This is a genomic window from Geomonas oryzisoli, from assembly GCF_018986915.1.
In the GTDB taxonomy this organism is placed as follows: domain Bacteria; phylum Desulfobacterota; class Desulfuromonadia; order Geobacterales; family Geobacteraceae; genus Geomonas; species Geomonas oryzisoli.
Genome location: NZ_CP076723.1, coordinates 3,883,294 through 3,896,251, shown reverse-complemented (window position 1 = coordinate 3,896,251; position 12,958 = coordinate 3,883,294). Strand labels below are relative to the sequence as shown.

General features: G+C 63.3%; 13 protein-coding genes. 6 read left to right on the top strand and 7 right to left on the bottom strand.

Going from position 1 to position 12,958, the window contains the following annotated elements; all coding sequences use genetic code 11:
- Nucleotides 1–31: 31 nt before the first annotated feature.
- From ybgF to KP004_RS16910, 7 genes are all read right to left on the bottom strand, one after another.
- Nucleotides 32–883, bottom strand: a complete 852-nt coding sequence (ybgF, locus tag KP004_RS16940; RefSeq protein ID WP_216799601.1) for a tol-pal system protein YbgF — start codon at nucleotides 881–883, stop codon at nucleotides 32–34.
- A gap of 71 nt (nucleotides 884–954) precedes the next feature.
- Complete coding sequence (gene pal / locus KP004_RS16935; protein ID WP_216799600.1) at nucleotides 955–1,548, bottom strand: peptidoglycan-associated lipoprotein Pal; 594 nt, start codon at nucleotides 1,546–1,548, stop codon at nucleotides 955–957.
- 115 nt (nucleotides 1,549–1,663) lie between these two features.
- Nucleotides 1,664–2,884 carry a Tol-Pal system beta propeller repeat protein TolB gene (tolB, locus tag KP004_RS16930; RefSeq protein WP_216799599.1) on the bottom strand — a complete coding sequence of 407 codons (1,221 nt, stop codon included), beginning with the start codon at nucleotides 2,882–2,884 and terminating at the stop codon, nucleotides 1,664–1,666.
- Nucleotides 2,885–3,643 carry an energy transducer TonB gene (locus KP004_RS16925; RefSeq protein ID WP_216799598.1) on the bottom strand — a complete coding sequence of 253 codons (759 nt, stop codon included), beginning with the start codon at nucleotides 3,641–3,643 and terminating at the stop codon, nucleotides 2,885–2,887. It abuts the gene before it with no gap.
- On the bottom strand, nucleotides 3,640–4,059 hold the full coding sequence (tolR, locus tag KP004_RS16920) for a protein TolR (RefSeq protein ID WP_216799597.1): 420 nt from the start codon (nucleotides 4,057–4,059) through the stop codon (nucleotides 3,640–3,642). Before tolR ends, KP004_RS16925 begins: the two co-directional genes overlap by 4 nt.
- A 3-nt stretch (nucleotides 4,060–4,062) precedes the next feature.
- Nucleotides 4,063–4,737 (bottom strand): protein TolQ, encoded by a 675-nt coding sequence (gene tolQ / locus KP004_RS16915; protein WP_216497616.1) that lies wholly within the window; start codon nucleotides 4,735–4,737, stop codon nucleotides 4,063–4,065.
- Between the two features lie 228 nt (nucleotides 4,738–4,965).
- On the bottom strand, nucleotides 4,966–5,745 hold the full coding sequence (locus KP004_RS16910) for a carbon-nitrogen family hydrolase (RefSeq protein WP_216799596.1): 780 nt from the start codon (nucleotides 5,743–5,745) through the stop codon (nucleotides 4,966–4,968).
- A gap of 298 nt (nucleotides 5,746–6,043) precedes the next feature.
- Between KP004_RS16910 and hemW the strand changes: the two genes are divergently transcribed.
- The 6 genes from hemW (at nucleotide 6,044) to KP004_RS16880 (ending at nucleotide 12,955) form a co-directional block, all read left to right on the top strand.
- Entirely contained in the window at nucleotides 6,044–7,189 is a 1,146-nt protein-coding gene (hemW, locus tag KP004_RS16905) for a radical SAM family heme chaperone HemW (protein ID WP_216799595.1), read from the top strand.
- Between the two features lie 284 nt (nucleotides 7,190–7,473).
- Complete coding sequence (gene hrcA / locus KP004_RS16900; protein ID WP_216799594.1) at nucleotides 7,474–8,508, top strand: heat-inducible transcriptional repressor HrcA; 1,035 nt, start codon at nucleotides 7,474–7,476, stop codon at nucleotides 8,506–8,508.
- Between the two features lie 25 nt (nucleotides 8,509–8,533).
- Entirely contained in the window at nucleotides 8,534–9,094 is a 561-nt protein-coding gene (gene grpE, locus KP004_RS16895; RefSeq protein ID WP_216799593.1) for a nucleotide exchange factor GrpE, read from the top strand.
- 168 nt (nucleotides 9,095–9,262) lie between these two features.
- Nucleotides 9,263–11,182, top strand: coding sequence for a molecular chaperone DnaK (gene dnaK, locus KP004_RS16890; RefSeq protein ID WP_216799592.1), 1,920 nt, complete (start codon nucleotides 9,263–9,265; stop codon nucleotides 11,180–11,182).
- 121 nt (nucleotides 11,183–11,303) lie between these two features.
- Nucleotides 11,304–12,425 carry a molecular chaperone DnaJ gene (gene dnaJ, locus KP004_RS16885; protein WP_216799591.1) on the top strand — a complete coding sequence of 374 codons (1,122 nt, stop codon included), beginning with the start codon at nucleotides 11,304–11,306 and terminating at the stop codon, nucleotides 12,423–12,425.
- Nucleotides 12,422–12,955 (top strand): phospholipase D-like domain-containing protein, encoded by a 534-nt coding sequence (locus tag KP004_RS16880; protein ID WP_216799590.1) that lies wholly within the window; start codon nucleotides 12,422–12,424, stop codon nucleotides 12,953–12,955. Before dnaJ ends, KP004_RS16880 begins: the two co-directional genes overlap by 4 nt.
- Nucleotides 12,956–12,958 lie beyond the last annotated feature (3 nt).

Genomic DNA, 12,958 nt, shown 5'->3' with positions numbered 1-12,958 from the left:
GGGCCTTTCGGTAATTCGTGCTTAGCTTTCTCTACTTGATCTTGAACTTGTCCCTGGCGATCTTCGCCTCTTCCGATTTGGGGTGCTCGTCCACCAGCTTCTTCAGGATGTAGGCGGCGCTCTTGCTGTCACCCAGTTCCCTGAAGGCCATGCCCTGCTTCAGCATCGCGGCCGGAGCCTTGTCCTTGTCCGGGTAGTTCTTGATCACTTCCTGGAACTCCAGCACCGCCTGCTCGTAGTTCTTCTCCTGGTAGTAGCTCTCGCCGATCCAGTACTGGGCGTTGGCCGCCAGGTTGTGCTTGGGATACTGCACCAGGAAGCTCGCGAAGAACTCACGTGCCTTGGCACCCTGTCCGGCCTTCAAGGCATCCTGCCCCTGCTGGTAGAGCTGCTCGGGGGACTTGAGTGCGGCTTGCGCCTTCGCCTGCTGCTCCTCGATCCCCTTCTCCAGCTTGGTCATGCGCGCCTCGAGCGCGGCCAGCCTCTTGTTCAGGTCTTCCTTCAAAAGGGCGATGTCGTCGGCCGGTTTCTGCGCCAGGATGCGCACGTCATCCACCTTGCCGGTCAGAAGCTGCATGTCCACCCGGGCGCTCTCCAGGGTCGCCTGCAGGTCCGCGCCCCCCTTGCGGATGGCTGCCATGTCCTTCTGGTATCCCGCCATGTCGGCCTGCAGCGCCTCAAGGCTCTGCCGGTAACCGGCCAGGGACTTCTCCACCCCTTCCTTCACCTCGCCGCGGACCTCGTTCAGACCCCGGTCCAGCGTGAAAAGACGGTTCTTGATCTCGTCGTTGTCGCGGCGAACAGACTCCAGGTCGCCCTGGCTGGCACAGCCGAAAAAGGTCAGCACAACCAGCGCTCCCAGCGCCCCCCTCGTAAACCTCATGACAAAACCTCCTTTAAGGCCGGTCGATAAAAAAAGGAGCCCGTAGGCTCCTTTGGGCTGCGTGGCAAACGTCACTTGACGACGACGAACTCGTCGCGCCGGTTCTTGCTCCAGGCGGCCTCGTCGTGGCCTGCGTCGACCGGCTTTTCTTCGCCGTAGCTGATGGTGCTGATGCGCTCGGAGGAGATGCCCAGGTTCACCAGGTAGTCCTTGGCGGCCTTGGCCCTTCTCTCACCCAGAGCCATGTTGTAGTCGTCCGAGCCGCGCTCGTCGCAGTTCCCCTCGATGCGGATCTTGACCGACGGCTGCTTGCTCAGGTACTCCGCGTTCCTGGTCAGGACGTTGCGCGAGTCCTCGGAGAGATCCGAAGAGTCGAAGTTGAAGTAGATCTTCTGCAACTGTCCCTGCAGGTCGCCCGCCGCAGCCTTGGGCGTCTCGCGGACCGGTTCCTGCGCCACCACCGGCTCGCGCACCGGGGTCTGCTCGGTGACCGGCGCCTTGGGCGCTTCGGGTCTGGCTTCCTGGGCCGGTTTGGTTACTTCGGGGGCGGGCGCCGTCACCGCAGGGGCCGGTTCCTGCTTCACCAGGTCCTTTTTGGCGCACCCTCCCGCTACCAGCGCTCCCAAACTTAGAACAACGAGGCATCCGGCGATTCTCTTGCGCATTCCCCACTCCTTTTGATCTATGGAATATAGACATCGCTGTATGCCGATGTCTCTTGAAAAAACGACTGAAAGTATACCCACGTTTTCCGGGTTAGGCAACGGCAATGCTTCGACGTCACCAGTTCACCGACCAGGTCGGGTGCGTGTTCTGCGCCCGGTCCGGAGAGATCCTGATCTGGCCGCTGCCGTCGGCCCGCATCAGGTACAGACCTTCGCCGCCGTCCCGCGTCGAGCTGAAGACGATGAAGCGGCCGTCGGGTGAATAGCGGGGATGCTCGTTGCTCCCCGCGCTGGTGAGCTGGGTGTCCCCGGACCCGTCCGGATTGATGGCGTAGATCTGGAAACCGCCTTCCTTGCGCGCGTAGACGATGCGGTCCCCCTTGGGCGACCAGCGCGGAGTCACGTTGTAGGCCCCGTTGCTGGTGAGACGCTTGAGGTTGCCGCCGCTGGCGTCCATGACGAAGAGCTGCGGCTTGCCCAGCCGGTCGGAGACGAAGGCGATACGGGAGCCGTCGGGCGACCAGGCCGGCGAGACGTCGATGGCGTGGCTGTTGGTGAGCCGCACCAGGTCCTTGCCGTCCCGGCTCATCTGGTAGATCTCGGAGTTACCGTCCTTGGAGAGAACGAGGGCGATCTTGTTGCCGTCGGGGGAGAAGACCCCCATCGCGTTCAGGCCGCTCCTGGAGGAGACGCGCGCTTCCTGCCCGGTGAAGAGCTCGCGGCGGTACAGGTCCGGGTTCCCCTTCTTGTAGGAGGTGTAGATGAGCTCCTTGCCCGAAGGGGCGAAGTCGGGGTAGAGGTTGATGGAGCCGTTGTTGGTGAGCCGCTGCGGGTTGTGCCCGTCGTAGTCCATGATGTAGATTTCTTTGTTGCCGGAGGCCTTGGAGACGTAGGCGATCTTGCCGGTGAAGGGACCCTTGGATCCGGTCAGCACGCGCAGCACCTCGTCCGAGAAGGCGTGCCCCATGCGGCGCAGGTCCTTCACCCTGCCGCTGTAGCGCTTGGCGATCACCTCGCGGTTGAGCACCTGGTCCACCAGGCGGCACTCGATGATGGCGGTCTCGCCCTGGACGGTGTAGGCGCTTTTCAGAAGAAGGGCGCTGCCGGCCTCGGCGGGGGCGATCTCGAAGGGACCGGCGATGCCGAGGTCGAAGCCGAAGAGCTCGGGGAGGTCGCGCGCCACGTCGGCGGGAACGGCACCGGAGAGCGCGGTCGTGGGTGCGATGGCGAGCTTCATCTTCCCGGAGGTCGGGGCGGTGACGTCGAGGTAACTCTCGGCCGCGAAGCTCTGCGGCCCCAGAACCAGTAGCAGCAGTAACAGGAGGATTCTTGTCATCTATTTCACCCCTTCAGGCATGAAGCGGAACACGCGTTTGTACTGCGAACGGTTGGGCGGGGGGACCAGCGTCTTGCCGGCGAGCGCCACGGCCCGTTGTACGGAGTCGTCGAAGAAGGCATCACCGGAACCCTTTTCCACGCGACACTCGATGCGGCCGTCGGGAGAGACGGTGATGGTCGCGATCACCTGCGGCGCGCTGGTCTGGGTGGCGATGACCTGCTTGAGGGCGTCCCTGAGCCGGGACTGCAGGTACGAGGAGTAGTCGCTCCCCGCCTGGTTGCCGGTCGCTCCCGGCATCCCGGTGCGGGCGTTCCCTCTGTTGCGCATCGCATCCAGTACCGCAGCCTGGCGCCGGTCTTCGGCCTTTTGCTGCAGCTTGGCCATCCGATCGCTGAAGGCCTTGTCCTCGGCCTCTTTTTGCTGCTGTTCGGTTTTGGCCTGGGATTTCGGAGGCGGCGTCTTGGCTGCGGGCTTGGTCGGCAGTGCCATGGCCGGCTTGGCAGGCGCCGGGGGGACTGGGGCCGGCGCGGCGGGAGCCTTGCTCTCGGCCGCAGCCGGTGCCTGCGGCACACCGCTTTGCGGCGCGGCGACCGGCAGCGTCACCATGTCGACGTAGGTCACCGGGGTTTCGTCCCGAAGGAACTCGGGGGAGAAGTGCCAGTTCGCGATGATCAGGAACACGACCAGGTGGCAGACGAGGGAGAGCGCCAGCATCCCCCCCGGCCCCGGGTAGTTGCGCGTTAACGCGGTTTTCATCGGCGTTGCGGGGACTCCGTCACCATGCCCAGGCGCTCCACGCCGGCGCCCTTGATCTGGGCCATGACCCGGACTACATCGCCGTAGGGGACTGCCTGGTCCGCCTTGAGAAACACCTCGCGTTTCTCGCGGCCGGCCAGCATGGTGGTCAGTTTATCTTTTAATTGATCGCCCGATACTTCGGTCGAATTGATGAAAGTCTTGCCGGACTGCTCGACGGAGACCACCAGGGTGTCCTCCTTGGGCGCCAGCGACTTGGTTTCCGCCTTGGGGAGGTTGACCTGGACCCCCTGCTGCATCATCGGCGCGGTGACCATGAAGATGATCAAGAGCACCAGCATGACGTCGACCAGAGGTGTCACGTTTATCTGCGACATGGTGCCGCGATCGCCGTTTTCCCTGTTGCCGAACTCCATGGCTTATCTCCCCGCGAAGTTACGCTGAACGATGTTGAGGAATTCGGTGGAGAAGCTGTCCATCTCCGAGATGAGTACCTTGATCTTGTGCTGGAAGTGGTTGTACCCCATGACGGCCGGGATGGCGGCGACCAGGCCGATCGCGGTGGCGATGAGCGCCTCGGCAATGCCCGGTGCTACGACCGCAAGCGATGCGGAACCGCTCTGACCGATCTTCTCGAACGCGGTCATGATGCCCCAGACGGTGCCGAAGAGGCCCACGAACGGTGCGGTGGCGCCGGTGGTGGCCAGGAAGGTGAGGTATTTTTCCAGCCTGGTGATCTCTATGGTGGTAGCACGGCGCAGGGCGCGGGCGATGTTGTCCACGCCGCCCAAGTCGGTGCTGACGATGTTGGGGTCAGCCTTTTCCTCGACCTTCTCCTGCAGTTTCCTGAGCTCCCCGTACCCTTCCTGGAACAGGACGGTGAGGGGGGAGTGCTCGAAGCGGTCCAGCTGGGAGTTGATGGCGTCGAAGCGCTTGGCTTTCCAGAAGAACTCGAGGAAGCGCTCGGAGGCGCCGTTGGCGCGGTACACCTGCAGCAGCTTGTAGAAGATGATGCCCCAGGAAACCACCGAGAAATAGAGCAACAGCAAAAGTACCAGTTTTACGACCAGGCCGGTCGAAGCAAGCATGCCCACGTAGCAACCTCCGCGGTTAGATGGAAATCAAACTGGAAAAATATGCTGAACCCATTGGGAAGTCAACAGGAAACACGTGCCGTGGCCCATGAGGCAGGGGGCCTAAATGCATTAACGCAACGCAGAGCCGCAAAGACGCCAAGGGTAAAAATTGTTACGGCCTTATGCCCTCGTCCCGCTTTTCATTGCGGCTTCGCGCCTTGGCGCCTTTGCGTTGAGCCTTGCGGTTTAATAGCACTCCGGCCGTCTGTCCTGGAAGCAGTTGATACTCGAGCGCCAGGAGGTGATCTCTTCGGGATCGAGGATCGCGGTCGGCTCGCAGTTTTCGTAGCCTCCTTCGGCCAGCAGTTCCCCCTTCGGGTTGATGATGAGAGAGGAGCCGAAGAAATCGAGCTTGCCGATTATGCCGCAGGTGTTGGTGGCGACCACGAAAAGCTGGTTTTCGATGGCGCGGGCGCGTATCAGGGTGCGCCAGTGCTCCTCGCGCGGCTTGGGCCACTCGCCGCTGATGGCGATGATGTCTGCGCCGTCCACAGCAAGCCTGCGCGCGAGCTCAGGGAACCGGATGTCGTAGCAGATCATGACCCCGATCTTGCCGACGCTGGTGTCGACCAGGCAGACGGCGTCGCCGCGGTCCAGGTGCCGGTCCTCGTGCATGAGGCCGAAGAGGTGCATCTTCCGGTAGCTCCCGGCCAGCTTGCCACGGTCGGCGACGTAGGCGGTGTTGTAGACCTTCTCGCCGTGCGGTTCCGGCAGGCTCCCGATGATGGTCATACCGAGCTTCCCGGAAAGGGTCAGGATGCGCTCCACCAGTGCCGGGGTCTGCAGGGCCAGCTGGTTCAGCTGGCGGTAGTCGAAAGCGCAGCTCCACATCTCCGGCAGTACCGCGAGCTCCACCCCATCGGCGGCGAGCCGGCGCAGTTTCTCCGTTACGTATGCCAGGTTCTTGTCGATGTCCCCCAGCGCTATGTTGAACTGCAGCGCGGCGGCCTTGATGCTCTTCTGCATGTCCCCTCCTGGTTGATTGCGATGACGTACAACTCTATGTAGGGGCGAATAATCATTCGCCCTGTGCATCTGGCCTCTTTGTCCCGCTTGCCATCGTCACTGTCAGGGGCCGCCGTCGGCTGGACAAATATCATTTGCCCCTACGGTTGCCACCCCTCCGCAAAGGGGACGGGAACTGGAGTGTAAACGTCCTAATCGAGTATTTCAAGCATCTTCATGCAGTTGCGGTGCTTTTGCGTGACAAGAAGAGACGGGATCTGCTAGAACGATAGCTGGCGTGTAAAGGAGCGCCGCAGCCATGCAAGCCGGTCTATATATACACTTCCCTTTCTGCCTCAAGAAATGCCTGTACTGCGACTTCAACTCGACCGCCTGGTCGGGCGACGAGCTGTCCGGCTACGTGGAGCTGCTGCTGCGCGAGATGGAGCTGCGCCAGGCGGCGCTCCCCGAGCCGGTGCAGGCCCCGACGCTCTACTTCGGCGGCGGCACGCCGTCGCTCATGGCACCGGAGCTGGTGGGGCGCCTCATCGAGCAGGCGGCGCTTCGCTTCGGTCTGGAACAGGGAGCGGAGGTGACCCTGGAGGCGAACCCCGGGACGCTGACCCCGGAGCGGCTCGCCGGCTACCGGGCCGCTGGGGTGAACCGCCTGTCGCTGGGGATCCAGTCCTTCGAGGAGCGCCTGCTGCAAAGGCTCGGGCGGGTGCACACCGTGCCCCAGGCACTCACGGCGTTCGAACAGGCGCGCCGGGCTGGCTTCGACAACATCAGCATCGACCTGATGCACTCCCTCCCCGGGCAGTCCCTGGAAGAGTGGCGTGCCGCGCTCGGCCAGGGGATAGACCTCGCCCCCGAACATGTCTCCGCCTACGCGCTCTCCATCGAGGAGGGAACCCCCTTCGAAAGACTGTACGACCGGGGTGAGCTGGCCCTCCCCGGAGAGGAGGAGGCGGCCCGGATGTTCGAAACCACCACCGAACTCCTCACCGGCGCCGGCTATGTTCATTACGAGATCTCCAACTTCGGCCGACCCGGCCGCTTTTCCCGCCACAACCAATCCTACTGGAGCCGGCTAAGCTACCTCGGTTTCGGCTCCGGTGCGCATTCCTTCTGGAATCCCGACGGAATCGGGCGCCGCTGGAGTAACGCCGCCGACCTCGACGACTACCGTGCCGCCATTGCCGCCGGACTCCTTCCGGAGCGGGAGCCGGTGCAGCTCACCCCGGATGACGCCGTGGCCGAGAGCTTCTTCCTGGGGCTTCGGGTGTTGACCGGGCTCGAGCTCGCGCCCCTCAAGGCCGCATTCGGCGAGGAGGCGCTGGCCGACCGGCTGGCTCAGGTGGACGAGCTGTTGCGGGCGGGCCTCCTGGTCGCAGAGGGGGGGCGCATCCGTCTCGCCGACAGCTCGGTGATCATCGCCAACAGCATCTTCTCCCGCTTTCTGTAAATCCGCCAGTGTCCCAGCGTTGTCCAGTTGCCAACTCTCCCCCTCCCTTGACGGGAGGGGGCAGGGGGGAGGGTGAAGTTGCCATCAACTACAATGTGGCACCTACCCCCACCCCCTAACCCCCTCCCGCAAGGGGAGGGGGGACTCGTACGGCAACACCAAACCCGACACGCCGCCATAATCCTGCCAGAGAACCCCTTGACAAAGCAAAGGTGCGTTGCTAACTTGAAGCTCGTTTAGCACTCGAACTTTTTGAGTGCTAAAAGCTTTTGAGGGGCAAGGCTATGGAAGAGCAACTTTCTGAACGTGGAAAACGCATCCTCGAAGCGGTCATCGAGGATTACATAGCGACCGCTGAGCCGGTGGGGAGCAGGACCATCACGCGCAGCCACGAGCTGGCGCTTTCGCCGGCTACGGTGCGCAACGTCATGTCCGACCTGGAGGAGATGGGGCTGCTCGCCTCGCCGCATACCTCCGCCGGCCGCATCCCCACCGACAAGGCCTACCGCCTCTACGTCAATTCGATCCTGGAGGCGAAACAGAACCTCACCGCGGGCAAGCGCGACGAAATCCGCAGGCGCTGCCGCATGGCCGGCAAGGATCCGGCGGAGATGCTCAAGGAGGCCAGCCGCCTCCTTTCCACCACCTCGAGCTACATGGGGGTGGTGATGGCGCCGCGCATGGCGGCCAACGTCTTCCACCAGATGGAATTCGTCAAGCTGTCCAGCCACCGCATCCTGGCCATCCTGGTGTCGCAAAACGGCACGGTGCAGAACCGGCTCCTGGAAACCGAGGAGGAAATCCCGCAGGAGGACCTGGTCCGCATGGCCAACTACCTGAACGGGATGCTGCAGGGGCTCACCCTGGCCCAGGTGCGCGAACGGCTCCTGGCCGAGATGCAGAGCGAGAAGGTGCGTTACGATTCGCTGATGGCGAAGGCGATCGCGCTTTCCGAGCAGACCATCAGGACTGACAGCACCGAGATCTTCCTGGAGGGGCAGGCCAACATCCTGGACCAGCCGGAATTCGCCGACGCCGCCAAGATGCGCGAGATTTTCCGGGCCTTCGAGAAGAAGAGCCTTCTTCTGGACCTGCTGGACCGCTCCATGCAGGCCGAAGGGGTGCAGATCTTCATCGGGTCGGAATCGCCCCTGCTCAAGATGGAGGGTATGAGCCTGGTCACCTCCACCTACCTGACCGGCAAGGACACGGTCGGGGTGCTCGGGGTGATTGGCCCCACCCGGATGGGCTACGGCCGGGTGATACCGATCGTGGATTACACGGCGAAACTGATCAGCCGCCTGCTCGATACCGAGTAGCGCGAGAAAAGGAGACGATAAAGGGATGGACAAGAAAAAACACGATGCGCACCAGCACGACAAGAAGGCGGAGGCGGCGCAGGACCATGTAGAACTGGCGCAGCCGCTGTCGGATGCGGATCGGATCAAGGAATTGGAAGAGGCGCTGGCCGCCAAAGGGCTTGAGTCCGCGGCCAACTGGGACAAGTACCTGCGCGAGCGGGCCGACCTTGAGAACTACCGGAAGAGGGTACAGAAGGAGAAGGAAGAGATCCTGAAGTACGGCAACGAGCAGATCATCCTGGAACTGCTCCCCTCGGTCGACAACCTGGAGCGTGCCATCGACCACGCCAGCGCGGACGATCCCATCATCGAGGGGGTGAAGCTCACGCTGACCATGCTCATCTCCACCCTGAAGAAGTTCGGCGTCACCCCGGTGGAGACCCCGGCCGGGACCCCGTTCGACCCCGCCTTCCACCAGGCGATGACCCAGGTGCCCAGCGAGGAGCAGGAGCCCAACACCATCGTGAACGTGTTCCAGAAGGGGTACATGTTGAACGACCGGTTGCTGCGCCCCGCGATGGTCACGGTGGCCGTTAAGCCGTAAAAGCAGGGACTAGGGATGAGGGGCTAGGGGCTAGTGAAGACATTGGTTTTGCCAGCCCCTAGCCCCCAGTCCCTAGCCCCTGAAGTTTTTTTCCACCCCGCCCCTTGTTTTTTACCGGGGGCATGACTAGCTTGCACAGTGACAGTTACCATATGAGGAGGCAATCACATGAGTAGAGTAATAGGAATCGACCTCGGGACCACCAACTCCTGCGTCGCAGTGATGGAAGGTGGAGAGCCGGTTGTCATAGCGAACGCAGAAGGAAGCCGCACCACTCCTTCCATGATCGCATTCGCCGAGAACGGCGAGCGGCTGGTGGGCCAGCAGGCCAAGCGCCAGGCGGTCACCAACCCCGAGAACACCCTGTACGCCATCAAGCGCCTGATCGGGCGCAAGTACGATACCGAGGCGGTCAAGAAGGACATCGCCATCTCCCCGTTCAAGATCGTCAAGGCCGACAACGCCGACGCATGGGTCGAGGTGCGCGGCCAGAAATACTCTCCGCCTGAGATTTCGGCGATGGTGCTGATGAAGATGAAGAAGACCGCCGAGGACTACCTCGGGGAGACCGTCACCGACGCGGTCATCACCGTCCCGGCGTACTTCGACGACTCCCAGCGCCAGGCCACCAAGGACGCGGGCAAGATCGCGGGCCTCAACGTCCTGCGCATCATCAACGAGCCGACCGCGGCGGCACTCGCCTACGGCCTGGACAAGAAGAAGGACGAGAAGATCGCCGTGTTCGACCTGGGCGGCGGTACCTTCGACGTCTCCATCCTGGAACTCGGTGAAGGGGTCTTCGAGGTGAAGTCCACCAACGGCGACACCTTCCTGGGCGGCGAGGACTTCGACCAGAAGATCATCGACCACATCGCCGACGAGTTCAAAAAGGACCAGGGCATCGACCTCAGGGGCGACAAGATGGCGCTGCAGAGGCTGAAAGAGGCGGGCGAGAAGGCGAAATGCGAGCTCTCCACCTCGCTTGAGACCGACATCAACCTGCCGTTCATCACCGCCGACGCTTCCGGTCCCAAGCACCTGACCATGAAGCTGACCCGCGCGAAACTCGAGTCCATCTGCGCCGACCTGATCGCGAAGCTGGAAGGCCCCTGCCGCACCGCGCTCAGGGACGCAGGCCTCTCCGCTTCCGACATCGACGAGGTCATCCTGGTGGGCGGCATGACCCGCATGCCGATCGTGCAGAAGAAGGTGCAGGACATCTTCGGCAAGGTCCCCAACCGCGGTGTCAACCCGGACGAGGTCGTTGCCATCGGCGCAGCCATCCAGGGCGGCGTTCTGCGCGGCGACGTGAAAGACGTGCTGCTGCTCGACGTCACCCCGCTTTCCCTGGGCATCGAAACCCTGGGCAGCGTGATGACCAAGCTGATCGACAAGAACTCCACCATCCCGTGCAGGAAGTCCCAGGTGTTCTCCACCGCGGCCGACAACCAGCCGGCGGTTTCCATCCACGTCCTGCAGGGCGAGCGCGAGATGGCCTCCGACAACAAGACCCTGGGCAACTTCGAGCTCTCCGGGATCCCGGCCGCACCGCGCGGCGTGCCGCAGATCGAGGTGACCTTCGACATCGACGCCAACGGCATCGTCCACGTCTCCGCGAAGGACCTCGGTACCGGCAAGGAGCAGTCCATCCGCATCACCGCCTCCTCCGGTCTCTCCAAGGAGGAAGTGGAGAAGATGGTGCGCGACGCCGAGGCGCACGCCGCCGAGGACAAGAAGAAGCGCGAGCTGATCGAAGCCAAGAACCAGGGCGACAACCTGATCTACTCCACCGAGAAGTCCCTGAACGAGTTCGGCGACAAGATCGACGCTGCCGAGAAGCAGAAGATCGAGGAAGGGATCGCCGGCCTCAAGAAGGCCCTGGAAGGAAGCGACGCCGATGAGATCAAGAAGGCGAGCGAAACCCTGATGCAGGCGTCCCACAAGCTGGCCGAGGCGGTCTACGCCAAGGCACAGGCAGCGGGCGCCGAGGGTGGCGAGCAGCACGCCGAGCCGGAAGCCGGCGGAGCCGCCAAGGGCGAGAAGGTGGTCGACGCCGACTTCGAGGAAGTGAAGGACGACAAGAAGTAAGTAAAAGGTTGCAAAGCGGTGCCGCTTTAGTGGAAGATGGCGCTGCATGTAGAAAATGACAACCGCAACGGGCAGCGTCTCATGAGATGGGACGCTGCTCTTTGTGTTACGAGGGCTTACTTTGGCAAACGGTGACAAACAGGATTACTACGAACTACTCGAGGTGAACAAGAACGCCTCCGAGACCGAGATCAAGAAGGCGTACCGGCGTCTGGCCATCAAGTTCCACCCGGACAAGAACCCCGGCGACAAGAGCGCCGAGGACAAGTTCAAGGAGGTCTCCGAGGCCTACGAGGTGCTTTCCGACCCCGAGAAGCGTGCGCGCTACGACCAGTTCGGCCACGCCGGCGTGGGGGGCGGCGGCTTCAACGGTTCCCCCTTCGGCGGTTTCGGCGGCTCTCCCTTCGGGGACATCTTCGGGGACATCTTCGGGGAAGTCTTCGGCGGGCGCCAGAAGACCTCGCGCGGCAGGCGCGGCGACGACCTGCAGTACAACCTTGAAATCAATTTCGAAGAGGCCGCCTTCGGGGTTGAGAAGAAGATCGACATCCCCTACGCCAAGCGCTGTGAGGCGTGCGGCGGGTCCGGCGCGAAGGCCGGCACGCAGCCGAAGACCTGCCCCACCTGCCAGGGTGCGGGGCAGATGCGCTTTCAGCAGGGCTTCTTCAGCGTTTCCAAGACCTGCTCGCACTGCAACGGCGAGGGACGCGTGGTCGAGCATCCCTGCCCGAGCTGCCGCGGCACCGGCACGGTCCGCGACAAGAAGACCATCTCGGTCAAGGTCCCCGCAGGGGTCGAAACCGGCATCCGCCTCAAGCTCTCCGGCGAAGGGGGGCAGGGGATCAAGGGGGGCGGCAACGGCGACCTCTACGTGGCGCTCACCGTGCGCGAGCACTCCCTCTTCCGCCGCGAGGACAACGACGTGTTGTGCGAGATCCCGATCAGCTTTACCCAGGCCGCCCTGGGATGCGAGATCGAGGTGCCCACGCTGGACGGCAAGGTGAACATGAAGATCCCGGAAGGGACGCAGTCCGGCGCGGTCTTCAGGATGCGCGGTAAAGGGGTCCCGGCGCTGCAGGGGTACGGGCGCGGCGACCACCTGGTCATCGCCAAGGTGGAGACCCCGATCAACCTGAACAAGCAGCAGCGCGAACTCCTTGAGGAGCTGGCGCGCATCAGCGGCGAGGACGTTAACCCGATGCGCAAGAACTTCTTCTCCAAGGTGATGGATATATTCACGTGATACGGGCACTGAACCGGTGCGTGGCGGGGCTTGTGGCCGTTGTTTTCCTGGCCGCCCGTCCCGTGCCGGTTCTGGGTTCCCCGGCCCAGGCGACGCTGCTTGCCGATGCCTCCTACGCGGGGGTGCTCAAGGAGCGGATCCGCGGGGCGAAGAGGCGCATCATCTGCGCCTTTTACCTTTTCAAGGCCACCGATCGCAAGGGGAACCTTCCCGCCGGCATCGCGCAGGACCTGGCCCAGGCCAGGGCGCGCGGGGTGGAGGTCACCGTCATCCTCGAGGGTGAGGATTCCGTGGGGCGCGACAACCGCGCCGCGGCGGGGTTTCTGGCGCGCAAGGGGGTGCGGGTGGTTTTCCCGCGCGGCAGGCGCACCACCCACGCCAAGGCGGTGGTCATCGATGACCGCTTCGTGATGATCGGGAGCCACAACCTGTCCCACGCGGCGCTGAGCCGCAACCGGGAGCTCTCGGTGCTGTTGGATGCACCGCCGCTCGCGGCGCAGGTGACCAGGTACCTGGAAGGGATCAGGTAGCCT

What these genes read in the sequence shown, in the direction of transcription:
- pal (WP_216799600.1), bottom strand. Translation starts at nt 1,548, where the DNA reads ATGCGCAAGAGAATCGCCGGATGCCTCGTTGTTCTAAGTTTGGGAGCG.
- hrcA (WP_216799594.1), top strand. Translation starts at nt 7,474, where the DNA reads ATGGAAGAGCAACTTTCTGAACGTGGAAAACGCATCCTCGAAGCGGTC.
- KP004_RS16925 (WP_216799598.1), bottom strand. Translation starts at nt 3,643, where the DNA reads ATGAAAACCGCGTTAACGCGCAACTACCCGGGGCCGGGGGGGATGCTG.
- grpE (WP_216799593.1), top strand. Translation starts at nt 8,534, where the DNA reads ATGGACAAGAAAAAACACGATGCGCACCAGCACGACAAGAAGGCGGAG.
- ybgF (WP_216799601.1), bottom strand. Translation starts at nt 883, where the DNA reads ATGAGGTTTACGAGGGGGGCGCTGGGAGCGCTGGTTGTGCTGACCTTT.
- KP004_RS16910 (WP_216799596.1), bottom strand. Translation starts at nt 5,745, where the DNA reads ATGCAGAAGAGCATCAAGGCCGCCGCGCTGCAGTTCAACATAGCGCTG.
- tolR (WP_216799597.1), bottom strand. Translation starts at nt 4,059, where the DNA reads ATGGAGTTCGGCAACAGGGAAAACGGCGATCGCGGCACCATGTCGCAG.
- hemW (WP_216799595.1), top strand. Translation starts at nt 6,044, where the DNA reads ATGCAAGCCGGTCTATATATACACTTCCCTTTCTGCCTCAAGAAATGC.
- dnaK (WP_216799592.1), top strand. Translation starts at nt 9,263, where the DNA reads ATGAGTAGAGTAATAGGAATCGACCTCGGGACCACCAACTCCTGCGTC.
- tolB (WP_216799599.1), bottom strand. Translation starts at nt 2,884, where the DNA reads ATGACAAGAATCCTCCTGTTACTGCTGCTACTGGTTCTGGGGCCGCAG.